General features: G+C 37.5%; 21 protein-coding genes. All 21 read left to right on the top strand.

All coding sequences use genetic code 11. The features are described from left to right. The first annotated feature begins 90 nt into the window (after positions 1-90). The 21 genes from argJ (at position 91) to rsmB (ending at position 25,666) form a co-directional block, all read left to right on the top strand. Entirely contained in the window at positions 91-1,311 is a 1,221-nt protein-coding gene (gene argJ, locus HHT355_RS07355; protein WP_103202794.1) for a bifunctional ornithine acetyltransferase/N-acetylglutamate synthase, read from the top strand. A gap of 74 nt (positions 1,312-1,385) precedes the next feature. After that, on the top strand, positions 1,386-2,279 hold the full coding sequence (gene argB, locus HHT355_RS07350; RefSeq protein ID WP_103202907.1) for an acetylglutamate kinase: 894 nt from the start codon (positions 1,386-1,388) through the stop codon (positions 2,277-2,279). 30 nt (positions 2,280-2,309) lie between these two features. Beyond that, complete coding sequence (locus HHT355_RS07345) at positions 2,310-3,515, top strand: aspartate aminotransferase family protein (RefSeq protein ID WP_330403384.1); 1,206 nt, start codon at positions 2,310-2,312, stop codon at positions 3,513-3,515. 248 nt (positions 3,516-3,763) lie between these two features. After that, complete coding sequence (locus tag HHT355_RS07340; protein ID WP_103202793.1) at positions 3,764-4,198, top strand: DMT family transporter; 435 nt, start codon at positions 3,764-3,766, stop codon at positions 4,196-4,198. A 150-nt stretch (positions 4,199-4,348) separates the two neighbouring features. Further along, positions 4,349-5,032 (top strand): helix-hairpin-helix domain-containing protein, encoded by a 684-nt coding sequence (locus HHT355_RS07335; protein WP_103202792.1) that lies wholly within the window; start codon positions 4,349-4,351, stop codon positions 5,030-5,032. A gap of 61 nt (positions 5,033-5,093) precedes the next feature. Continuing rightward, complete coding sequence (locus HHT355_RS07330; protein WP_103202791.1) at positions 5,094-5,795, top strand: response regulator transcription factor; 702 nt, start codon at positions 5,094-5,096, stop codon at positions 5,793-5,795. A gap of 31 nt (positions 5,796-5,826) precedes the next feature. After that, positions 5,827-7,215 carry a sensor histidine kinase gene (locus tag HHT355_RS07325; RefSeq protein WP_242967605.1) on the top strand — a complete coding sequence of 463 codons (1,389 nt, stop codon included), beginning with the start codon at positions 5,827-5,829 and terminating at the stop codon, positions 7,213-7,215. A gap of 106 nt (positions 7,216-7,321) precedes the next feature. Continuing rightward, a complete protein-coding gene (locus HHT355_RS07320) occupies positions 7,322-8,233 on the top strand; it encodes a GerMN domain-containing protein (protein WP_103202789.1) in 912 nt (303 codons plus the stop codon). Between the two features lie 15 nt (positions 8,234-8,248). Further along, positions 8,249-10,639 (top strand): DNA internalization-related competence protein ComEC/Rec2, encoded by a 2,391-nt coding sequence (locus HHT355_RS07315; RefSeq protein ID WP_103202788.1) that lies wholly within the window; start codon positions 8,249-8,251, stop codon positions 10,637-10,639. 251 nt (positions 10,640-10,890) lie between these two features. Then, positions 10,891-11,592, top strand: a complete 702-nt coding sequence (locus HHT355_RS07310) for a hypothetical protein (protein WP_103202787.1) — start codon at positions 10,891-10,893, stop codon at positions 11,590-11,592. A gap of 2 nt (positions 11,593-11,594) precedes the next feature. Beyond that, complete coding sequence (gene dusA, locus HHT355_RS07305) at positions 11,595-12,653, top strand: tRNA dihydrouridine(20/20a) synthase DusA (protein WP_103202786.1); 1,059 nt, start codon at positions 11,595-11,597, stop codon at positions 12,651-12,653. A gap of 155 nt (positions 12,654-12,808) precedes the next feature. After that, positions 12,809-13,525 carry an SDR family NAD(P)-dependent oxidoreductase gene (locus HHT355_RS07300; RefSeq protein ID WP_103202785.1) on the top strand — a complete coding sequence of 239 codons (717 nt, stop codon included), beginning with the start codon at positions 12,809-12,811 and terminating at the stop codon, positions 13,523-13,525. Positions 13,526-13,745: 220 nt separating this feature from the next. Further along, entirely contained in the window at positions 13,746-13,859 is a 114-nt protein-coding gene (locus HHT355_RS13970) for a PhzF family phenazine biosynthesis protein (protein WP_113976276.1), read from the top strand. A gap of 197 nt (positions 13,860-14,056) precedes the next feature. Then, positions 14,057-16,363 (top strand): extracellular solute-binding protein, encoded by a 2,307-nt coding sequence (locus HHT355_RS07290; RefSeq protein ID WP_158245922.1) that lies wholly within the window; start codon positions 14,057-14,059, stop codon positions 16,361-16,363. A gap of 179 nt (positions 16,364-16,542) precedes the next feature. Continuing rightward, on the top strand, positions 16,543-17,250 hold the full coding sequence (locus tag HHT355_RS07285) for a hypothetical protein (RefSeq protein WP_103202783.1): 708 nt from the start codon (positions 16,543-16,545) through the stop codon (positions 17,248-17,250). 792 nt (positions 17,251-18,042) lie between these two features. Next, the gene (locus HHT355_RS07280; protein WP_103202782.1) at positions 18,043-19,494 is read left to right on the top strand and encodes a UDP-N-acetylmuramoyl-L-alanyl-D-glutamate--2,6-diaminopimelate ligase; all 1,452 of its coding nucleotides are present in this window, start codon (positions 18,043-18,045) and stop codon (positions 19,492-19,494) included. Positions 19,495-19,517: 23 nt separating this feature from the next. After that, entirely contained in the window at positions 19,518-21,764 is a 2,247-nt protein-coding gene (gene priA / locus HHT355_RS07275) for a replication restart helicase PriA (protein WP_103202781.1), read from the top strand. Between the two features lie 34 nt (positions 21,765-21,798). Further along, positions 21,799-22,314 (top strand): peptide deformylase, encoded by a 516-nt coding sequence (gene def, locus HHT355_RS07270; protein WP_103202780.1) that lies wholly within the window; start codon positions 21,799-21,801, stop codon positions 22,312-22,314. 282 nt (positions 22,315-22,596) lie between these two features. After that, the gene (gene fmt / locus HHT355_RS07265; RefSeq protein ID WP_103202779.1) at positions 22,597-23,526 is read left to right on the top strand and encodes a methionyl-tRNA formyltransferase; all 930 of its coding nucleotides are present in this window, start codon (positions 22,597-22,599) and stop codon (positions 23,524-23,526) included. Between the two features lie 81 nt (positions 23,527-23,607). Further along, positions 23,608-24,312, top strand: coding sequence for a zinc metallopeptidase (locus tag HHT355_RS07260; RefSeq protein ID WP_103202778.1), 705 nt, complete (start codon positions 23,608-23,610; stop codon positions 24,310-24,312). Further along, entirely contained in the window at positions 24,305-25,666 is a 1,362-nt protein-coding gene (gene rsmB, locus HHT355_RS07255; protein WP_103202777.1) for a 16S rRNA (cytosine(967)-C(5))-methyltransferase RsmB, read from the top strand. The genes HHT355_RS07260 and rsmB overlap by 8 nt, the downstream gene beginning before the upstream one ends. The last annotated feature ends 1 nt before the right edge of the window (position 25,667 follow it).

Raw genomic sequence — 25,667 nt, 5'->3', positions numbered from 1 at the left:
TATAAATAAATTACTAACTGAATTGTTTATAAATAATTATTCGTTGTAATTTGTTTTGAATAACCATTCAAATACGGAGGAAATAATTTTATGAAAATTATTGACGGAGGAGTTACAGCCCCTAAAGGTTATAAGGCGGCCGGAATATACGCAGGCATAAAAAAGAAAAGAAAAGATATGGCTTTGGTATACTCTGTTGTTCCTGCCTCAGGGGCAGGGGTATTTACTACAAATGTGGTAAAAGCTGCACCGGTGAAATGGGATATAAAACTTACGAAGGAAAGCAAGAATATACAGGCCGTAATTATAAACAGCGGTGTTGCCAATGCCTGTACTGGGGAAGAAGGCTGGAAAAATAATTACCTTATGGCAAAAACAGTGGCCGAAAATCTCAATCTTTCCACTGAAGCTGTGTATACGGCATCTACCGGGGTTATCGGCAAACAACTTCCTATAGACATAATAGTAAATAATATACCCAAACTTGTAGGGGAACTTAAGGAAACAAAAGAAGCGGGAACCCTTGCGGCAGAAGCCATTATGACTACGGATACATATTCCAAGGAATGTGCCGTTACCTTTAGTATAGGCGGTAAGGAAGTAACTTTGGGCGGTATGGCTAAAGGATCGGGCATGATTCACCCCAATATGGCCACAATGATAGCTGTTTTGACTACAGACCTGTCAATAAGCAAAGAACTGCTTCAGGAAGCATTAAGCGAAGACGTAAAGCATACCTTTAATATGATTTCCGTAGACCGGGATACATCTACCAACGATACTCTTGTAATACTTGCAAACGGTATGGCGGGCAATCCCGAGATAAAAGAAAAGAATGAAGATTATTACACATTCTGTAAAGCCTTAAATATGGTTACAACTAAGCTTTCTAAGATGCTGGCGGCAGACGGAGAGGGGGCTACAAAACTTCTTGAAGTAACAGTAAATGGGGCCAAAACATGGGAAGATGCCGCTACATTAAGTAAATCCGTTATCTCTTCGAATCTTGTAAAAAGTATGATATTCGGAAAAGATGCCAATTGGGGAAGGGTTCTTTGTGCCTTAGGTTACAGCGGTGTTGATTTCGACCCGGAAAAGGTAGATTTGGTTATAGAAAGTACATACGGTAGCCTGATGCTTGCCAAAGACGGTTTAGCCGTTGATTACTCTGAAGAAAAGGCAACCGATATATTTGCAGCCGATGAAGTAAAGGTGCTTGTGGATATAAAACAAGGTTCTGCTGCTGCGACAGCATGGGGATGCGATTTAACATATGATTATGTAAAAATAAATGCGGACTACCGGTCTTAATCTTAGTTAATTATAGTACTTTCTTCTGAACATATTTCAAAATATAAGCTGAAAGGAATTTTGCTATGCAGGACATGGATCAGATTGTGCTAAAGGCTCAGACCTTGATAGAAGCCCTGCCGTATATACAGAAATTCAATAATAAAAAAGTTGTAGTAAAATACGGCGGCAGTGCAATGCTTGATGAAAATCTTCAGTCCAATGTAATAAAAGATGTTGCACTCCTTAAATTAGTCGGAATGAAACCTATTATTGTCCACGGTGGAGGAAAGGAAATAACAAAATGGCTGGAAAGGCTTGGCCATAAATCGGTTTTTGTTGAGGGACTTAGGGTTACAGATGAAATTACCATGGAAATTGTGGAAATGGTGCTGGGTAAAGTTAACAAAAGCCTGGTCCAGATGGTGGAAAGGCTGGGGGTTAAGGCCGTAGGTATAAGCGGAAAGGATGGAAATACCCTCAAAGTTGAAAAAAGATATGTAAACGGCAAAGATATAGGTTATGTGGGCAATATCAAAGAGGTTAACACCGACCTTATAAATACTTTAATCGACAATGATTTTGTACCGGTTATCGCTCCTATAGGGCTTGATGAGAATTTTGTCAATTACAATATAAATGCCGATGACGTTGCCTGTGCCGTGGCAACTGCCATCGGTGCTGAGAAGTTGGTGTTTCTAACTGATATTGAAGGGGTTTATGCCGATCCGGAAGATAAAAACAGCCTTATTTCGGTACTTACCTTAGAAAAGGCCGATGAACTTATTGCAGGAGGTTTTGTAGGGGGAGGCATGCTGCCTAAATTGAAAAACTGCGTGGATGCGGTCAGAAACGGTGTATCCAGAGTACATATTTTGGACGGAAGAATGCCCCACTGCCTTTTGCTTGAGTTCTTTACCAACAGGGGGATAGGGACTGCTATTATTCATAAAGAAAGCCTTTTTGAAAATGAAATACTTGAATTTTAATAACGAAACTATCGGCAGAGGGGATGTGAAATGATGAGTTTAATCAAACATTATATCGATGAAGCAAATAAAGTCCTTATCCATACCTACAATAGGTATCCGCTTGTGCTTGACCGGGGAGAAGGTATGTATCTTTATGACATAAACGGAAAGAAGTATCTGGATTTTACATCCGGTATCGGGGTTTTTGCCCTGGGATACAACGATGAAGAATATAATCAGGCTTTAAAAAAGCAGATAGACCTGCTTTTGCATACATCCAATTATTTTTACACCATACCGGCTATAGAGGCGGCTCAGAAATTGGCAAAAGCATCGGGAATGGACAGGGTGTTTTTCACCAACAGCGGTACGGAGGCTGTGGAAGGAGCCATTAAACTTGCCAGAAAGTACTATTATAAAAAAACCGGCAAAACCGGTGGAGAAATAATATCAATGGAACGGGCATTCCACGGCAGAAGCATGGGTGCTTTAAGTGTTACGGGCACAAAAAAATACAGAGATCCTTTCGAGCCTTTAATCGGAGGGGTAAAGTTTGCCGAATTCAACAATCTTGATAGCGTTAAAGATTTAATAAATGATAACACCTGCGCTGTCATAATGGAGCCGGTACAGGGGGAAGGGGGGATATACCCCGCCGCGCAAGATTTCATCAGAGGTGTAAGAGAACTTTGTGACAGCAAAGGGATAGTGCTGATTTTTGATGAAATTCAGTGCGGTATGGGTAGGACCGGCTCCATGTATGCTTATCAGCATTATAATGTTAAACCGGATATAATAACCTGCGCAAAGGCCTTGGGTTGCGGAGTCCCTGTAGGAGCTTTTGCGGCAACGGAAGAAATAGCATCCGCCTTTGAACCCGGAGATCACGGAACTACCTACGGGGGTAACCCTTTTGTAACAGCGGCTGTAAGCAAGGTATTTGACTTGTTCGAAAGCAGAAACATTACGGAAAATGTTCAGAAAACGGGACAATATCTGTATAAGAAGCTTAACGAATTAAAGTCCAAATACAGCATTATAAGTGACCATCGCGGAATTGGCCTTATGCAAGGCCTGGAATTTTCGGTTCCGGTGAAAGATATCATTAATGATGCGTTAGAGATGGGCCTTATTCTGATTTCAGCCGGGGCCAACGTTATAAGATTTTTGCCGCCTCTCATTGCAGGCAAATATCATGTGGATGAAATGATCGGTATACTTACCGATTGCCTTGATAAGGCTAAAAAGAATTGAAAAAATAAATAACAGTCTAATTTTATAATATAACCGCCCAAAATATTTATGCCTCCGATATTTTGGGCGATATTTTTTGTTATGTATTTTATTTAATTTCTATGTTTGTTTGATTAAATATTATAGCTGTAAGGCATAAATCTTAAAATGAAAGCTGTATAGCAAGCCCCAAATTTGGAAATGTTATTGAAGAAGCAACCTGATGACTGATAATTTTAAACAATAATAAAAGAAAGGTTTGATTCTTCATGTGGGGTATTATAATTGCTATAATTTCCGGGGCATTTATGAGCATACAGGGTGTGTTTAATACGGGAGTAACCAAGCAAACGGGCATCTGGGTTTGCTCCAGTTTTGTCCAGTTTACTGCGTTTTTGGCATGTCTGGGTGCCTGGTATGTGACAGGCAGGGATCACAGTTTTTCCGAACTTTTAAAAATTGATAATAAATATATGCTGCTTGGAGGAGTAATAGGCGCAGCTATTACTTACACCGTTATAAAAAGCGTGGAGACTTTAGGACCGGCAAGGGCCAACATGTTTATCATCACATCCCAGATGCTGGTAGCGTATCTGATTGAACTACTCGGAATTTTTGGGGCGGAGAAAGTTGATTTCGAATGGCGTAAGTTGATTGGAATCATCATAATTATTATTGGTATTATAACATTCAAATGGAAATAGTGACAGAAAATTAAGATTTATTTGACGAAATGCCTATTGTATTCGATTATCTGTTTATGTAAAATAAAGATACTAATAAAGAAAGTATAGAGGGAACTTTTAGATCTTCTGATATAATTCCTAAATATGGGATTGTAAAGGAAGATTGAAATGAAAAATAGGAAATTAATAATGGTTATATTATCCTGCCTGTTTTTTGCTGTGGCGGGACTGATTTACACCTGTTCATTTGATAAGGGAAAAAATGATTTAATTACATCTTTGGAAAGCAGCTCTGATTACACGGACCTAAAAGACGGTATTCCTGACGGTACATCAGAAATAACCGGTGATATAATTGAAAACGGTTTCGATGCCCGGACTGATGAAATTCCCGTATTAATTTATGTTCATCTGTGCGGTGCGGTAGAAAATCCCGATGTATATAAGGTGGAAACAGGAACAAGACTGGCGGAACTTATAAAACTTGCCGGAGGATTAAAAGCCGATGCTGCCGGTGATTATGTTAATCAGGCCATGGAAGTTAAGGACGGGCAAAGAATTTATATCCCTACAAAAGACGAGCTTAAAGACTTAACACCGGCTGAGTATGTTCAGGGAAATGAAAGCGTAAGTTTTAAGGAGGATGTTTTAGACTCCAGAGTGAATATCAATACAGCCGATGAAAGTGCCCTTATGAGCCTGCCGGGCATCGGACAAGCAAGAGCAAAAAGCATAATAGAGTATCGTGATAAGCATGGCAATTTTTCCGATATTAAGGACCTGATGAAGGTTCCGGGGATTAAGGAAGGTTTGTTTAGCAGGATAGCCGATAAAATTACAGTCGGTAACTAATTAGAAATAAAATTAATTTTTATTTTAAAGAGATTAAAATAATGTGAAGAGGGGTGCGTCAATGGCAAAGAGAGTGCTTGTAGTTGATGATGAGAAGCTTATTGTAAAAGGAATTCGATTTAGCCTGGAACAGGACGGTATGATTGTAGATTGCGCTTATGACGGCGAAGAAGCATTGGAAGCGGCACGAAAAACCGAATATGACGTGGTTCTTCTGGATGTCATGTTGCCTAAGTTATCCGGTTTTGAAGTATGTCAGCAAATTCGGGAATTTTCATCTATGCCCATAATTATGCTTACGGCAAAAGGGGATGACATGGACAAAATTCTCGGTCTGGAATACGGTGCCGATGACTATATAACAAAGCCTTTCAATATACTTGAAGTTAAGGCCAGGATAAAGGCAATAATGCGCCGAAGCGGCAGAAATACAGCAGCACCTTCCAATGAAAAGAGTAAAGTTATTACATTTAATGACATGAAGATTGACTGTGAGAACAGAAGGGTTTATATAAAGGATAAGGAAGTTAACCTGACTGTAAAAGAATTTGATTTGCTTGAACTTATGGTATTAAATCCCAACAAAGTATATAGCCGTGAAAATTTGCTTAATATCGTATGGGGATATGATTATCCCGGAGATGTTAGAACCGTTGACGTTCATATAAGAAGACTTCGGGAAAAAATAGAAAGCAATCCAAGCGAACCAAAATATATACATACAAAATGGGGTGTCGGCTATTTTTTCCAGAATCAAGAGTAAATTAAAATTTATAAACAGCATGAGAATGCATATGCTTCTCGTATTTATTGTGGTAGGTCTTATTCCTCTGTATATTTTCATGTATATTTTGCTTGACAATTACGAGGAAAAAGCGGTAAGCAGCAAGTTTAGCCAGATGCAGGACCAGATTATTATGCTTTCCAACCAAATTGTACCTACCGGGTATTTGACTCTGGCGGATGTACCTGAAATCGATGCGGAAGTAAACAGAATAGCGGAAGTATTTCAGGGGCGTATTCTTATAGTAAACAGCAACCTGAATATTGTAGAAGATACCTACGGACTTTATGACGACAATAAATATCTGATATCAAAAGAAGTAATCCAGTGCTTTAACGGCAACATAAGCAAAGTCTATGACAAGGAAAACAATTATCTGATACTGACACACCCTATCACCCATACGGTCGATAATCAAAAGACTGTAGTGGGTGCTGTTGTCATGAACTCCTCTTCCAAAGACATAAAAAGTATTCTGCTTAGTTTGGAGCAAAGAGCCGTCATATTTTCATTGGCTTTAGCCATATTTATAGTTTTATTTGCTATTATTTTTTCAAGAAAGCTAACCAAGCCTTTAACTGATATTGTCAGCTCCATAGACAGAATATCGGAAGGCGTGATGGATGAAGGGGTCTCTATCAAAGGATATTACGAGATTGAAAAAATATCGGATTCTTTCAACCAGATGATTAATCGGCTTCAAAAAATTGAAAATTCAAGGCAGGAATTTGTTTCAAACGTATCTCATGAGCTTAAAACCCCGATAACTTCAATTAAGGTTTTGGCAGATTCTTTGCTTATGCAGGAAGACGCACCCGTAGAGCTGTACCGTGAATTTATGGTTGATATAACGGAAGAAATCGAAAGAGAAAGTAAGATTATCGATGATCTTCTTGCCCTGGTTAAACTTAATAAAACCGCCGGTGACATGAATATAAGCAGTGTCAACATAAATGAGCTTTTGGAGCAGATATTAAAAAGGCTGCAGCCCCTTGCCAAAAAGCAAAACATAGAAATGATTTATGAGAGCTTCCGCCCTGTTACTGCCGATGTGGATGAGGTAAAATTATCCCTTGCTCTGACAAACCTAATAGAAAATGCCATAAAGTACAATGTGCCGGACGGCTGGGTAAGGGTATCACTAAATGCCGATCATAAATATTTTTATGTCAAAGTATCTGATTCCGGTATAGGAATACCTGAGGATGCGCTTGATTTGATATTTGAAAGATTCTACAGGGTGGATAAGGCCAGATCCCGGGAATCGGGCGGTACCGGACTGGGGCTTGCAATTACAAAGAGCGTTATCCAGATGCACCGTGGTGCGATTAAAGTTCATAGCGTGGAGGGAGAAGGGACTACCTTCAACGTAAGGATACCGCTAAATTATATAGCCTGATTGTGGCAATAAAACAAACAGCTTTAACGGGTCAGGATTTTTAATATTTATATAGTAATCGGCGTGATTTTAACATTTCTCTTTTATTATGAAATGAGGTATATAGATGAAACGGGCTTTTATCGCATTTTTAATTCTTGCAGCGATGATGCTTATATCATGCGGCGGCAAAAATGAAAATATCGATATCTTAAAAAATGAATATCAGATTTATTATATAGACAGCAAGACTTCGGGACTTGTCAGTGAAAGTTATGTTCCGGAAGGAAAGACTAAAGAAGAGTTGGTCGCCGAGCTTTTGGAGGTATTGCAGAATGAACCTGCCAATAAGTTTTATAAAAAGGGGCTTCCGGAAGGTGTAACTATCAAGGATTATAGTATTTCTGATGATCAGCTTATAATTAATTTCGATTCCAGTTACAACGAGCTGAAAGGAATTCCGGAAGTGTTATGCAGGGCTACCATTGTAAAAACCATGTGCCAGATACCGGGAATTGATTTTGTTTTTTTCAACGTGAACGGTCAGCCCTTTATCGACTCCAACGGGGTACAGACCGGTCTTATGACAGCGGAATTTTTTATCGAAAATACCGGAGCTGAAACCCATTATAAGGTAACCCTGTATTTTGCCAATGAAACGGGTGACAAATTAAAAAAGACTACAAGGAATATTTTTTATACGGGAACTTCGCCCATAGAAGAACATGTAATTAATCAGATTATTAACGGACCGACAGAAATGGGATTATACGCTACCGTCCCGGAGGGTACTACGGTTCTTAATGTATCAACTAAGGAAAAAATTTGCTATGTAGATTTAAATGAAAAGTTTTTGGAGAAGCTTCCTACCGTGACCGATGAAGTTGCCATATATTCCATAGTAAATTCCTTGGTTGAACTGCCGGGTATAAACAAAGTTCAGTTCAGAATCAACGGTCAGACAGTCGAAATGTTCCACAATACTCCCTTCGACGGGTTGTTTGAACGAAACCTTTCCATTAACGAGGAAGAAGAATAGGAGGGATAAAATAAGTTGATAAAAAGACCCTTCCTGTGGGGGATCGTGGCTTTTGTCGGAGGAATTCTGTTTGCCTTAAAAAAGATCCCCCTGCCATTTCTTTTAATTCCAAGTCTTTTGATATGGTTATTTACGTATCTGTTAATTTACCGTTTCAAAAAATATCTAAATCGAAAAGACAGTTTCTTGTGGATTCTCCCGCTTCTTATGCTGCTCGGATTTCTGGTTATGAAAGATCAAATGAAGCCGCCGGATATGGATACGGCATTTGAAGATAAGGCATCCTGTATACTTACCGGAAAGATTAATTCGATAGCTAAAAGAGAAAAGGGCTGTATTTATTATTTAAAAGATAACCGGATAACCTTATCGGATGACAAAACATATCCAGTGGAAAATATTATAGTATATGCCAAAGACCATGACGATTTTAAGATCGGAAATTTGGTAACTGTATCCGGAACGGTTTATAAATTTTCCCCAAATTCAAATCCCGGAGGATTCAACGAATACCTCCATTATAAAATCCAAAACATCTCTTATAAAGTATATTCTGAAAACATATCACTTACCGATTCGTCTTATTCCATTTTCAGGTCGGCATTGCATAATTTAAAAGAGCGGCTTATTAATACATATATAAAAATTCTTCCAGATAAGGAAGCGGGAGTCCTTACGGCTATGATCCTTGGAGAGAAGTATTTGCTGGATGATGAGATAAAGAATCTGTATCAGGAAAACGGAATATCTCATATTCTTGCCATATCAGGCCTTCACATCTCCATGTTAGGTGCGGTTATATACTATTTTCTCAGAAAATTGAAGCTTGGGCTTTATATATCTAGTGCGGTATCTTTGATGTTTATTTATTGTTACGGTATCCTTACAAATTTCAGTGTATCTACCAACCGGGCTTTAGTGATGTATATAATTATGCTGTTTGCAAATCTTATCGGAAAAACCTATGATTTACTGTCAGCCCTTTCTCTAAGTGCATTTATCATCCTTCTTCAAAATCCCATGCAGCTTTTTCATGCCGGATTTTTGCTGTCTTATGGCGCAATACTTGGTATTGCTTTAATTGTTCCCTGCCTGAATAAGCTGTTTGAGGCTAAGAATGCGATATTAAGCGGAATTTATGTAAGTGCCGGGGCACAAATTTTTACGCTGCCGCTTGTGTTATATTATTTCTTCCAGCTTGCTTCCTATGGGGTAATTATTAATATGTTGGTTGTGCCATTGTCATCTTTACTTATGGTTTCGGCATTATGTTCCGGAATATTTGGGATGATATCATTGCCTATAGGAAAATTTTTGGCGGGAGGGGCCAATTATATACTTATATTTTATGAAGTTCTTTGCAGACTGGGGACAAACCTGCCGCTAAGCCTGATTACGGCAGGCCGGCCTGAAAGATTGAGGATAGTTATTTACTATTTATTGATTTTTATATTCATTGCTGGGGTGCAAAAATACGGAAAAAAGAAATTATTAATAATTCTTGCCCTTGCCATAGTTGTTTTGATATATCCAAAAAACAGGGAGGGGTTAACAGTCGCCGTTCTTGATGTGGGCCAGGGGGATGCTATTTTTATGGAAACAGAAAATGGTACAACATTTCTCATTGACGGCGGCAGCATGGATGTTGAAAATGTGGGTATTTACAGAATCAGGCCGTATCTTTTGTCCAGAGGGATTGACCGTATCGATTATGCTATAGTGACCCATGCGGATACGGATCATATAAGCGGGATTATGGAGCTTATTAAAGATAATAAAATTACCGTATATAATCTTGTTTTGCCAAAAACCGTTTTGATCAAATACGGGTATGAAAATGGAGAAATTGATATGGCGGTTATGGCAAAATCTGATACCTACAGTAGGCTGGAGAATCTTGCAGAAAGATATAATGTCAAAACCATGTATATTAAGGCCGGAGATTATATAAAGGAGGGAAAACTGGAAATAATTTGCCTTAACCCTGTTGAAGGATACAATTATTTTTCTGAAAATGCGGCCTCAACCGTTTTAAGTGTGACTTATGGAAATTTTGATATGCTTCTTACAGGAGATTTAGAGGCGGAGGGGGAAGAATTGATAATTTCAATGTTGGGAAAAAACAGGTTAAATAAAGAAAAACGGATGACTTATAATTACGATGTATTAAAAGTGGCCCATCATGGGTCAGGATATTCTACAAGCAAAGAGTTTCTTGAAATTGTAAAACCGAGGTTTTCCCTGATATCCTGCGGAAAGAACAACCGGTATGGGCATCCCCATAAGGAGCTTCTGGAGAGATTGGATGAGATAGGCAGTAATTATTTTATTACATACGAGACGGGAGCAATAACTATTTGCACAGACGGGGACAGGATGGTGCTTGATGAATACCTTGATAAATAGGCAAATGAAAGAGGACAAAATACCCTGATAAAACATATACAGATATCCTCACAGGGAGTTTTTTGTAAGGTTAAACATAAAAAACCAGGTGAAAATAACGTTATAAAAAGGAACAATTACAATATAAGCCGGGTTTTAAAAAAGGCTAAAAAGTATGAAATGAGATGTGGTTGATACTATGAATGTCTTTACAGTGGTATTGATAATAAATTAAAATAATAACATATTATAAACTAGCGGTGGTAATTAATATGGAATATAAATATGCAATGAATTGTAATTACGAAGATTTTGCAAGTGGCAGAGTTTTATATAATGTTAGCGGGGTGCCAAATTTTCCTGTCAGGCTTATAAATGAAATATACGGAAGATGCCTGGGCTATTCAGGTAAAAAGGAAGAAATATGTTTATATGACTGTTGCTGTGGAGGGGGATATTCTCTAACGGTATTAGGATTTTTAAATCAGGGGTCTATAGCTAGAATTATAGCCAGTGATATAGATTTTATGATGCTTGAGATAGCAAAGCGCAATCTCTCATTATTATCCGAAGAAGGTATTAAACGCAGAATAAGTGAGCTAGAATCGCTCTATAAACAATATAATAAAGAATCGCACAATGAAGCGATAAAGAGTGCGAAAAAATTATTAAATATGATTCAAAAAGAAATTGAGGTGCAGGTATTTCAGGCAAACGCTTTTGAGAGTATTGAATTAGATGTTAAACCTGATATTATAATAACAGATGTTCCTTATGGGAATTTAGTAGATTGGCAGGGAGGAACAGGTGATGTCAGCTGTTTGCTGGAATCATTAAAAAATATTTGCAGTAAAGAAACGGTAATTGCAGTCAGTATGAATAAAGTTCAAAAAATTAATACTAAAAGTTTTATCCGATTAGAAAAACAGAACGTTGGCAAACGGAAGTTTGAAATTTACAAATTGGCAGAATGATTATGTTAAATGAACTACCTATTGATAAAAGATTGGAGAGAAAAATGGCAAGAATAAGCATTGCTCCTATGATTGATATAACTGACAGACATTTTAGGTACTTTTGCAGACTGCTTACGAAAAAATCCGTATTATATACGGAGATGATTACAAGCAGTGCTATCGTTCATGGAGACAGAAATAAACTTTTGGATTTTGACCCTTTTGAAAAGCCTATAGCACTGCAGATAGCTGGATGTGACAAGAAGGAGATAGCGGAAGCGGTAAAAATTGCTGAAGAATGGGACTATGATGAGATAAATTTAAATGTCGGCTGCCCTTCAGACCGGGTTTCGGGAAACCAAATGGGAGCAGCCCTCATGGCATATCCTGAAGCTGTCGCAGAGATAATCCAGGCTATGAAAAACGAAACAAATAAACCGATAACCGTAAAACACAGAATAGGAATCGACGGAACCAATGTTTTGCCGGACTCTTTAAATAAAGTGGTCTTTGATAAATATGAGGATTTGGAGTATTTTGTTAAGGTTCTTTCCCAGGCAGGAGTAGAACATTTTATAATTCATGCCCGTATAGCTATCCTGGAGGGTCTAAGTCCGAAAGAAAACAGGGAAATCCCGCCTCTTAGGTATGAAGAAGTATATAAAATAAAGCAAGCCTTTCCCCGTTTATTTATAGAGATAAACGGAGGAATAAAGACTATAGAAGCTATCAGGGAACATTTACATTATGTGGACGGAGTTATGTTGGGCAGAGCCGCCTATGAGAATCCGTTTTTATTGACTAAAGTAGACCAATTTGCTGATGGCGGTAAAGTAAATAATATTTCAAGGCGTGAAATAATAGAAGGTCTGATAAAATATGTTGAGAGGTTTGGCGATGACAGGAAAACGGGACAACAGGCTTTGAAAAATGTAATCGGGCTCTTTCACAATAAAAGAGGAAGCAGATTATGGAGGCAAATAATAACTCCTCCTTGGGCAGAAAACGAAAGTGTAAAATATATATTAAAAAAGGCATTATCTGTATTGCCTGAAGAGGTACTGGACGAAAGAAATTGACGGTGAAATGAGGGTATAAAGGTCTAATGCCAGGCGTGGTTTTGTTCCAAATGACGAAAAAGAATTGTCTTAGCAGTCAGTAAATGGAATAAGGCTTCGGTTTAAATAGACGGACTGGAGTTAAATTACATTAAAACCTAGGGGGATATATATTTATGATGTATGCACTTGTTACAGGAGCTGACCATGGTTTAGGGCTTGCGTTGGTAAAGGGCTTGCTTAACAGAGATTTTTTTGTGGTGGCCTGCAGATTAAACCCGAAGGAAACATTTGTTGACGAACTTAAAGATACTTATTGCAACCAACTGGAAATTGTGGACCTAGATATAGGAGATGATACAGATGTTAAAGCTATGAAAGATAAAGTGGCTTCCTTAGTTCCACATATTGATTTTTTGGTTAACAATGCCGCAATTCTTGGCGATATAGAAAAAGTACTTGGCGATGATCTGGATTTTAATGAAATATTGCATGTTATTAATGTGAATGCTGTAGGTCCCCTTCGTGTTACCAATGCCCTATGTTCTCTTGTTATGAACAGTAAATTAAAAACTGTCTTAAATATCACATCCGAGGCAGGAAGCATAAAAGATTGCTACAGGGAAGGCTGGTTTGGCTACTGTATGTCTAAGGCTGCAAATAATATGCAGTCAGCTCTTGTACATAACAATATACGAACTAAGGGCGGCAGGGTAATTGCTATGCATCCGGGCCATGTGGCAACATATATGAGGGGGCATTTAGATACGACTGCAAAACTTAGTCCCGATGAGGCTGCCAATGGAATACTTCACGTGGTTTTGGATATGGACCTTCCTGTTGAGGAAAGGCCTTTATTTATAAATTACTGCGGTGAAAGGCTTTCATGGTAGCCTTATTTAAAGTACTGAAATTATGAATATGTAAGTGACAGGAAATAATTAATTTATTTTTTGCATAATAATAAAGCATATGATAAAATATGGAAAAATAAAAAATTTATATACAATATATAAGTACAAACATCTAAATTAATGAAAATATGAAATTATTTCTTTACTTACTCATATAAAAATATAATAAATCTAAACGGGGAGAATCGGGGTATGAAGTATTTATGTAGTAGATGTATTTACCGATGAACATTTTAAGGGCAATCCAGCCGGAGTCTGCATGCTTGACGAATGGCTTTCGGATGAACAGACGGCTAAAAAACCGAGCTGTTGATAAAGCAATTGTCTAAAAGGGGCGGAATTAGCCGCCGGTAAAGACAGGGGAGAGGACAGAAGCTTTATATCAAACTTGATATTGTGGATATTTTGCATAAACCGGACCTTGAAATTGTGAATTAAAAGGGAAAGGCAGGGAAAAAGAGATTTATTTCGGTTATAGCTTATGAAATGCAAATAGGGGGGGAGTACGGTTTGAAATTTAAATTGTTCCATAAAAAAACTGTATTCATCGTCTGTGTATGTTTGCTTATAATCGCTGTAATTGTTTTGGCTTTTATTACACTAAACAGAACGGTTAATATAGAAACTAAAAAATCTTACACCAAACCTGTTTCGGTAGGTGAAGTACGCAAAATAAATTTCTATACCGTAGATTCCGGGCAGCGGGAACTTATCAAAAAATACGCGGAAGAATATTGGGATTTTGAGTATTTTATTGATTTTCATGACATTGGTTTGGATTACAGTACGAAAGATATCACGGAAATAATAATGGATAAACTGATAAATGAGCCTGATTCCATAGATTTATATTGTGTACCGGCATATGCTACACAGTTTGTTAAAGGAGAACTTTCAGAATATGCATGCACTTTTAAAGAACTTGGTATTGATGTAAAGAAAGCTTTAAAAAAGGCTGATATTCCTCAATATATTATTGATAACGGAAGCAATCCGGAAGGAGAGTTAATTACTCTTCCATATAATGCAACCGTATCTTTATTTGTTTATCGGAGGTCAGTTGCAAAAGAGATTTTTGGGACGGACGATCCCGATGAGATAAATAAGATCATTGGAGGCGGTACAAACAGTTGGGACAGGTTTATAGAAGCGGCCAAAACATTAAAAGAGAACGGTTATTATATAGTATCCGGTTATATGGATTTGGCAGTTGCGGTTGACAACAGTTTTTCCTTGACTGATAACGGCGAAATTAATCCCGCATGGATCGAATATATGGATGTGGCAAAATATTTATATGACAAGGGTTATATAAAAGATACCCGTATTTGGACACAGAATTGGTATGATGCTCTTGACGATAAAGGCGATAAGGTATTCGGATATATAACATTTACAGACAATTTCATAAATATGACACTGGAAAATACGGCAGAGGATTGGGCGGCGTGTATGGCCCCTTATAATATTATTTATAATTTTAACCTCGGAATAATGGTAAACAAAAATTCTCCAAACAAGGATATATTGGGACCTTTTATTGAATGGCTAACTTTAGACAGTTCAAAAGCAGGATATCAGTACAGGGCTGCTTCCGAAGGATATCAAAGGAACAGATATACTTCGAATGACAAAATATCTGTCATTTTAGGAAGGGTACTTAAAAAAGCAAACGGCAGCCGCAAGTTTTTTGAGGGACAGAATTTAAATCCATTAATTTATGAGATATTAAAAAATCCCTACAATAAATCATACAGTTATTACAGCAATTATGATGAGGATTTTTTATCCTGGCAGGATGATGTTGTCGGGCCGTATGTAGTTGAAGGAAAGCCTAAAGATGAAGTCATCAAAAATTTTATGAGCCGGCTGGCAATGCAAAAGCCGGAAGAAGACAAAGTTATAGTATGGAAAAGCAAGAATTTTGAGAATGTTATTAGAAAAATACTTTTAAAACCTACGAGTGACATATATCTTAGCGACCTGTATAAGATAACTTCATTGAACCTGGACTACAGAGATATCGAAAGTTTGGAGGATATCGTTCATTTTAAAAATTTGAAATGGCTTTCCTGTCAATCCAATCAAATAAGCGATATTTCTTATCTTAAAGAACTGCCTGACCTTCAAGCCTTATACCTTAATAATAATAAAATCAAAGAAATTGACAGCTTAAAAGAATTAAAAAAATTAAAGGAACTATCATTGTGGAGCAATGATATAAGTGATATTTCGCCTCTATCTGGGCTTACTGAAATAAAAACCCTGTATTTGGGCAGCAATAAAATAAAAGACATCAGCAGCCTGGAGAAAATGATAAATTTGGAATATCTGGATTTATCCTATAATGATATAAGTGATATAAGCGGTCTTAAAGGATTGAAAAAGCTTACATATTTAATGCTGAATGACAATAAGATCAGTGATATAAGTCCATTGACGGGATTAAAGGCTTTAAAGAATTTGAATTTAGACAATAACAGTATAAGCGACCTTTCCGGTATTGAAGATCTTATTAATCTTGAAAGTCTACATATGTCAAACAACAATATCAGCGATGTCACTAAACTTGCAGGGCTTACCAATCTTATGTATTTATATCTTAATGACAATAAAATACAAGACATTGGCGTGCTAAGCAATTTAAAAAACCTAAGAAGCCTTGAAGTAAGAAATAATAAAATTAAAGATATAAGTAACTTAAGAGGTCTGCCTCATCTGGGAAGTCTGGATATGTCAGGCAATATTAGAAATGTCGGTGATAACAGCATCGAAGTAATAGATGAAGAAATAATCATTGAAGATACGGCAGAGTGATCGGTAGATTTAAACTAAAGCATACCGGGTTTATATTCGGGCACAGATTCAATATTTTTTACCTGAAAGGTTTTGAATATATGAAATCAAATCAAAGGGATATATAATACAAAGTTCAATGTATAAGCTGAAAAGTTTTAAAGCAATTTTCCTAATAATAACAGAAAGGAAAAAAGAAGATGGATAGAATAAGCAAAGAAAGAGAAAAGCAATTGTCGGTTGATCTTTGGATTATACTTTTAACATCGGTTATTGCCCTTGGAATATATACGGTTTTAGGAAATAATATTAATAAGTTTATAAAAGACGATTCGGTAAATATTATTTTAAGGGTATTATCGATAGGCGTATTTCAGTTTGGAGTAGCCGGATTAGGGTCTGTTATAGTGAGCATCATAAGAAAAGACAGTTTTTTAAATCACGGATTGAATACCAAAAATTTAATTAAAGCTCTGGTACTAAGTCTTGTCTTTTGTATTCCCGAATTTGCCTTTAGACTATACATAGGTGAAATCCATAAATGGGTACCCTTTATAAAAGTTAATACAACAGCCGAAATATTATCAAGCGGATTCCCGTGGAATGTTTTGGGTATGCTTATTACCGCAACTTGCTGGGGATTCTTTGAAGGATTCAATTATGTTATTATTCGGGATAAATTAAGCGAATTGATGCCGTCAAAGTATAAATATTTTGATTGGGGAGCATTAATATGTGCCCTTGTGTGTATTCTTATTCACGGCATGATTGGGATAACTCCAAAATCAATTATAGAAATGACAGTTACCATGTTTTTAATATATGGGATGCTGATTGTAAGAAAAATTACAGGAAATGCATGGGGATGTGTATTGGTATTTTTGGTTTACTGGAATGCATTTGATTAAGCAGCTTTTTTAAGCTGCTTTTTGCTTGGAAATATTTTGCTTATATTTTATTAAGTAAGCAAGTCTAAATGATATTGCCTTAATGTATAAAAGAAGGCTATAAGGTATCATGGCTTTAAAGAAATATTACAGAAATAAGGCAATATTCGAAAATTACATCGCAGAAGAAAATACGCCAGCCACGCTGCAATAATGAAAAAATGTGTAAAGATTTAAGGTTAAAATATTCCAGAAAAAATGAGTAAATATATTTAAAATAAAATTATTCGGGAAAGAAAAAATTGATGGAAAAGTAACAGTAAATATTGTATGATTTATTTAAGAAATCGAGTTCGCTTTCAAGTAGAAAAATGGAATAAGAAATGGATGAATATTCAAGAAAAAAATTGTATAAAGGATATCAATAAAATTAAAACAGAAGAGGCATAAAAAAAGAAACAAGAATCTCACTCAAGATAAATAGAATTAATAATACAGAAAATATGCCCCTAATATGCTCCCTGAAACAAATTATATTATTGATCTGAAAAGATAAAAAAATAAAAGTAAATTTGTTGAAAGCTATCCTAAAAAATTTCAAAATATAAAAAGATGATAGGATTATATCCTCCGGGTCTATTCTGGAGGATTTTGTTATCCTTAAATTTTCTTTACAAAATCCCAAATTAGCCTATAATTAGATATATGATTGGGTGAAAAAGCAATAATTGCAATATTTATACCAAAGAATGCAACAGAAAAATATGCATATGGGAGTATAATATAATAAAAAAACCCATAGGAGGACTATATATGTATTTGAAAGATTTATTGGAACAGGTCGAGTATACCTGCCTGCAGGGAGACGTACATACTTTCGTCACAGATTTGGTTTATGATTCTAGAAAGGCTAAAAAGGATTCTGTGTTTGTATGTATTTCGGGTACAGTAACAGACGGGCATAAGTATATTCCCGATGTATTAGATAAAGGAGCAGCAGCCCTGATTGTGGAAAAGGATGTTGAAGTTCCGAAAGATATCACCGTAATCAAGGTAGATAATGCAAGAAAAGCCCTGGCATATATGTCTGCCGCATATTTCGGGCATCCTGCTGAAAAACTTATAACCATAGGTGTTACAGGAACCAAAGGAAAAACTACTACAACTTATATGATAAAATCAATTTTGGAAAATGCGGGTATTAAGACTGGATTAATCGGGACAATCGAAACTATAATAGGAGATGAAGTAATTCCTGCAAGCAATACCACACCGGAATCATATATTATTCAGGAGACTTTTGCAAAGATGGTTGAAAAAGGCGTCCGGTGTGTGGTAATGGAAGCCTCATCTCAGGGATTTAAGCAATACAGGATGGACGGATTTATATTTGATTACGGAGTGTTCACAAACTTGGGCTACGATCATATAGGCGGAAATGAGCATGAGGACTTTGAGGATTATTTAAAATGTAAAAGCAAATTGTTTAAACAGTGCAAGGTTGGTTTGGTTAATATAGATGACAAATATGCCGAAGAAATCTTAAAAGGTCATACCTGCAAAGTGGAAACCTACGGTTTTAGCGAAAAAGCGGATATATATGCTACGAATGTTCAACTTATCCATGAACCGGGTTATCTTGGAGTATCTTATTCGGTAAGAGGGCTTTTGAATTTTGATGTAACAATAGATATTCCCGGGAAATTTAATGTACTGAATTCACTGTGTGCCATTGCCCTTTGCAGGCATTTTGACGTGTCCGAGGAAGACATCAAAAAAGCGTTAAGAAATATTAAGGTAAGGGGCAGAGTTGAACTGGTTCCCGTTCCCGGAAAATATACTGTTATGATTGATTATGCCCATAATGCTATGAGTTTGGAAAGTCTTCTTACAACAATTAGGGAATACAACCCTAAGAGATTGGTGTGTGTATTCGGTTGCGGCGGAAACCGTTCCAGAGACAGAAGATTCCTTATGGGTGAGATTTCTTCAAAGTTGGCGGATTTTACGGTTGTAACCTCCGATAATCCCAGGTTTGAAGAACCGGAAGACATTATAAAAGATATTGTTGAAGGCGTTAAAAAAGGACCGGGACAATATATAACTATAACTGACCGCAGGGAAGCAATTAAATATTGTATAGACAACGCCCAGGAGGGAGATGTTATAATTATTGCAGGTAAAGGCCACGAAGATTATCAGGAAATTAAGGGCGTTAAATATCATATGGATGACAGGGAGCTTGTTAGGGACGCCATCAGCTAATTGCTTTACAAAGGAGGACTGTTATGTCTTATCAAAAGTATGCCGACATAATAATTGACATATCCCATGAAAATTTAGACAAGACATATCAGTATGCCGTTCCTGAGGAATTCTTGTCTTCGGCTGTTATCGGCGCTCCGGTGGAAGTTCCTTTTGGGCTTGGCAATCGCAGGATTAAGGGTTATATCGTGGGACTGTCGGATGAACCTAAAATAAACGTAGAAAAAATTAAACCCATTCACCGTGTTATAGTTAACGATCCTGTTATAGAAAGCCATCTTATTTATCTGGCTTACTGGATGAAGGAAACTTTTGGCGGAACTATGATAGACGCCCTAAAAACAGTGATACCGGTAAAAAAGGCCGTTAAGATAAAAGAAAAAAGAAGAATTGTGCCTGCCGTATCAGGGAATGAAATCCAAAAGCTTTATCTGGAGCAGAAAAAGAAAAACAATGCGGCCAGGGTAAGGCTTTTGGATGCTTTATTAAAAGGCCAGGTTTTGGATTATACTGATGTAACGGAAGGCCTTAATATAGGCAGGACCGTATTAAAATGGTTTGAGGAAAACGGTATAATAAGAATTGAAAGGGAGTTAGTTTACAGAAATCCTTTCAGCAGGCAAAAGGCCCAGAAAGAACCTGTAATTCTCAACGAAAAACAGCAATTTATTGTGAATCAGATAATAAATGATTATAATAATGGAAAGCGTCATACCTATTTGATCCATGGGGTAACCGGAAGCGGAAAAACCGAAGTGTATATGGAGGTTATATCTAAGGTAATAGCTTCGGGTAAGCAAGTTATAGTACTGATACCGGAGATAGCCCTTACCTATCAGACCGTTAACAGGTTTTATGAAAGGTTTGGAGACAGGGTTTCCATCCTAAATTCAAGAATGTCTGACGGTGAGAGGTACGATCAAAGTTTAAGGGCGAGAAACGGTGAAATAGATATTATAATCGGACCAAGATCGGCACTGTTTACACCGTTTAAAAATCTGGGGCTTATTATTATAGATGAAGAGCATGAGGGAAGTTATAAAAGTGAAATTACACCCAAATATCATGCGGTAGAAGTAGCAAAAAAACGGGCTGAGCTTACCGGGGCCTTTGTTATTTTAGGCTCAGCAACCCCGTCCCTTGAATCATACATGAAAGGGCTTTCGGGTGAATATAAACTTTTTACCTTGGATAAAAGGGCAAAGGAAGCAACCTTGCCTAAAGTCTGGATAGTAGATTTACGGGAAGAATTAAAACAGAAAAACAGGTCCATATTCAGCCGCAAGCTTAAGGAATTGATGGAAGACAGGCTAAAAAAAAACGAACAGATTATGCTTTTTATAAACCGCAGAGGTTATTCCGGTTTTGTATCATGCAGAAGCTGCGGGCATGTAATCAAATGTAATCATTGTGATATAGCTTTAACATCCCATATTCATGGGAAACTTATATGCCATTACTGCGGATATGAAGAAAGAATGCCGGCTTTATGTCCTATGTGCGGTTCAAGATATATCGCAACTTTCGGTACAGGTACCCAAAAAGTAGAAGAAATGGTAAAGAAAGAGTTTCCGAAAGCAAGAGTTCTTAGGATGGATATGGATACTACAAAAGGCAAGAACGGATATCAGGAAATTTTGTCCGCATTTTCTAATCATCAGGCGGATATTTTGGTAGGAACCCAGATGATAGTTAAAGGACACGATTTTCCTTTGGTTACTTTGGTGGGAATCATCGCTGCCGATTTGTCTTTATATGCCGGGGATTTCAGAGCCGGAGAAAGAACTTTCCAGCTGCTTTCCCAGGCAGCAGGCAGGGCCGGAAGGGACACAATTCCGGGTGAGGTGGTTATACAGACCTATCATCCTGAACATTATACCGTTACTGCGGCAGCCGAAGGTAATTACAGGAAATTTTACGAACAGGAAATGCTTTACAGGCAGCTTTTGAATTATCCTCCCGCAGCCCATATCCTTTTGGTTTTAGTTACCGCAAAAGACGAGGGCCTGGCAGACCGGGCTATAGCCGTAATAGGCGAAGCCTTAAAAGAGCATATCCGTACAAAAGATTTTAAATCAAATATAATAGGTCCTGCCCCTGCTTCAATATCGAAAGCCATGGATATTTACCGCAGGGTTATATATATCAAAGACGGAAACTATGATGTACTTATAGAACTGAAGAATTATCTTGAAGAATACTTTAAAGAATCAGGGCTATTTACGGGCTGCAGCCTTCAGTTTGATTTCGATCCGATGAATGTTTATTAGTAAATTGATTGTTATTTAAGAAAGGAAGATAAAAATGGCAATAAGAAATATAAGAAAAATAGGTGACAGTGTGCTTACTAAGGTAAGCAAAGAAGTAAAAAAGGTAGATGAGAAGCTGCTTGTTTTAATCGATGATATGTTAGAAACCATGTATGATGCCGACGGGGTAGGGCTTGCGGCACCGCAGATAGGAGTTTTAAAACGGGTGATTGTTATTGATGTTTCCGAAGAAAGGAATAATCCGATTGTTTTAATTAATCCCGAAATTATCGAATCATCAGGATGCCAGATCGGAGAAGAAGGATGCTTAAGCATACCCGGTAAAGTCGGAATTGTAGAAAGGCCCGATTATGTGAAAGTTAAGGCTTATGACAGATATATGCAGGAGTTTATAATTGAAGGTACTGAACTTCTTGCAAGGGCTTTGTGTCATGAAATTGACCATCTTAACGGTATCCTGTATGTGGAAAAGGTGACAGGGGAACTTAGAGATGTTTATAAAGATGATACGGATGAAGAAGATTTCTCTGACGAAGCAATGGACGAATAATCGGATATAGATATGGTCATGTCTGTTAAGTAAGATATAAAGTTTTCTTAAAATTTGATGAAAATGTAGATTTTGCTGTGTGTTTGCAGTTATAATAATTAACAGGTATATTATTTTGGTGATTTTATAACGACAGTAAATATTTTTGCTTATTCATCGTTTATTAGATTTCTTAAAATTACTTGCAAATGTTAGCTTTATAACCATTATAATATTATATAAGTAATGATTAATTGACGGATAAATAATAGCTATCATTGAAAGAAGAAAGGAAAAAGCGGCATGAAGGTTATATTTATGGGTACACCGGATTTTGCGGTAAATACCTTACGGGAAATAGTAAAAGCCGGTCATGAAGTCGTAGGAGTTGTCACTCAACCCGACAAAGCCAAAGGAAGAGGGGGAAAATTATGCTTTCCGGAAGTCAAGGAAGCGGCCCTTGAACTTAATCTTCCTGTTTATCAGCCTGTTAAGGTTAAAGATCCGGAATTTATTCAAAAGGTAAAGGATTTAAAGCCGGATGTAATAGTAGTGGCGGCTTTTGGCCAGATTTTACCTAAGGATATTTTGGATATACCTCCTTACGGCTGTATAAATGTCCACGCGTCGTTGCTTCCCAAATATCGTGGAGCGGCACCGATACAGGCGGCTATTATAAACGGAGAGAAAGAAACCGGTGTTACCATTATGCATATGGATGTGGGACTGGATACTGGCGATATGATTTTGCAGGAAAAGATTCAGATTAGTGATGATGAAACCGGGGGAAGCCTTCATGACAAGCTGGCTGTTTTGGGTGCAAAACTGCTGGTTAAAGCTTTGGAGCAGATAAAAGAAGGAACGGCTATAAGAGTTCCTCAGGATGACTCACAGGCTACTTATGCAAAAATGCTGGACAAGGAAATGGGAAATATTGATTTTACAAAACCGGCTGTGTATATTGAACGATTAATCAGGGGGCTTAACCCATGGCCCAGTGCTTATACGAAACTTAACGGCAAAACCTTAAAACTTTGGAAAGCAAAAGTAAAGGAATATTCAGCCGGCGCAAAACCCGGAGAAGTGGTGGAAGTAAACAAAGATTCCATAGTCGTCATGACCGGAAAAGATGCACTTGAAATTCTGGAACTTCAGCTGGAAGGGAAAAAGAGATTATCCGCAGACGAATTTTTAAGAGGATACAAAATAGAAAAAGGAATTGTTCTCGGATAACTTATCATAAATTAGTCATAAATTTATCATATTGAATATAATTTTTTCTAATGAAACAAGATATTTGAAAGAGGTGATCTTATGGGATATCCTTTTTATTATTTTGACCCGACATATATATTGGTGCTGATCGGAGTGGTCTTGTCTTTGGCGGCACAGGCGAAGGTAAGGTCAACCTTTGATAAATACTCCAGGGTAAGAAGTATTTCCGGAATGACCGGAGCCGAAGCGGCTCAAAGAATCCTTCACCGGGCAGGCATCTTTGACGTACAGATTGAACGCATAAGCGGACACCTGACCGATCATTACGATCCGAGAAGAAAAGTATTAAGACTTTCCGATTCCGTATACGACAGCAGTTCCATAGCGGCTATCGGTGTGGCTGCCCATGAATGCGGTCATGCCATACAGCATCAAAATTCATACATCCCTTTGATGTTCAGAAATACATTGGTTCCGATAGTAAATTTCGGAGCTGCTATCGCATGGCCTTTAATTTTGATCGGACTGCTCCTTGCCGGATCACAGACACTGATAAATCTGGGCATTATTCTGTTTTCTACGGCGGTATTGTTTCAACTGGTTACTTTACCTGTGGAATTTAACGCTTCAAGAAGGGCAATTCAGAGGCTTGGGGAAACAGGAATTTTACACGGTGAGGAAATAAATTATTCAAAGAAGGTTTTAAGCGCAGCCGCTTTGACCTATGTGGCAGCGGCAGCCACATCGATCCTGCAGTTATTGAGGCTTATTATTTTATTCGGCGGAGGAAGACGTCGTGACTGACCATAAAAACGAACGGGAAATAGTGCTTGATATGCTTCTTGAAGTAATTGAAGGCGATCAGTTCAGCCATGCTGTTTTAAATAATACATTAAAAAGATACCAGGACAGGCCAAAACATGAAAGGGCTTTTATATCAAGGCTTTTTGCAGGAACCGTAAAGCATTATATAACATTGGACTATATAATCGAACAGTTTTCTTCCGTGCCGGTAAGAAAAATGAAGCCCCTTATAAGAAACCTTTTAAGGCTTAGTACTTATCAGCTTATGTATATGGATAAGATTCCTGCATCTGCCGTATGTAATGAAGCCGTAAAACTGGCAAAAAGGCGGGGGTTTGCAGGATTGTCGGGATTTGTTAACGCCAATTTAAGAACTATAGCAAGGCGTAAAGATGATATTAGATTTCCCGACAAGGATAAAAATTTTGGCTATTATTTAAGCATAATGTATTCGGTGCCGCAATGGATAGCCGATATGCTTTTAAAGCAATATAAACCTGAACAGGTAGAGACTATGCTTATAGCTTCTTTAAGGGAAAAGGATATTACTATTCGCTGCAATATTAAAAAAGCTACTCCAGATGAGTTAAAAAAATTACTGAGCAATGAAGGGGTAACAGCAGCAGAGCATCCTTACCTTAAAGAAGCATTTATAATTAAAGACTTTGATTATTTGGAAGGGCTTGATACATTTAAAAAGGGGCTTTTTACAATACAGGATGCCAGTTCCATGCTGGTCGGTAAAATAGCCGGTGCAAAAAATGACGATTTTGTGGTTGATGTTTGCGCGGCACCGGGCGGAAAAAGCCTTCATTTAGCGGAAAATGCCGCACTTGTTTCTGCCAGGGATCTGACCGAATATAAGGTGGGACTTATTAATGAGAATATCCGCCGCATGGGATTAAATAATATAGAAACAAAGGTCTGGGATGCAAGGGTACTTGATCCGGATATAGTAGGAAAGGCCGATATTGTGATTGCGGATCTTCCATGCAGCGGATTGGGGGTTTTAGGTAAGAAATATGATATAAAGTATAAACTGACACAAAATCAACAAAAAGAACTTGTAACATTACAAAGAGAAATTCTGGATGTTGTATGTCGGTATGTAAAGCCGGGAGGAGTATTGATTTATTCTACCTGTACGGTTGACCGACGGGAAAACATAGACAACATGGACTGGTTTTTGAGAAACCATAAAGATTTCGAAGCAGAAAATATAAACGACTTTTTGCCTGAAGAATTACACTCAGATACTACCAAAAATGGATATCTGCAGCTTTTACAGGGAGTTCATCCGACTGACGGATTTTTTATATGCAGGTTAAGAAAAACGAAACAGACGCTTTGTTAAA

The sequence above is a fragment of the Herbinix hemicellulosilytica genome (genome assembly GCF_002904165.1).
Lineage (GTDB): Bacteria > Bacillota > Clostridia > Lachnospirales > Lachnospiraceae > Mobilitalea > Mobilitalea hemicellulosilytica.
The sequence above is the reverse complement of the archived record's forward strand: the minus strand, read 5'-3'. Positions and strand labels throughout refer to the sequence as shown.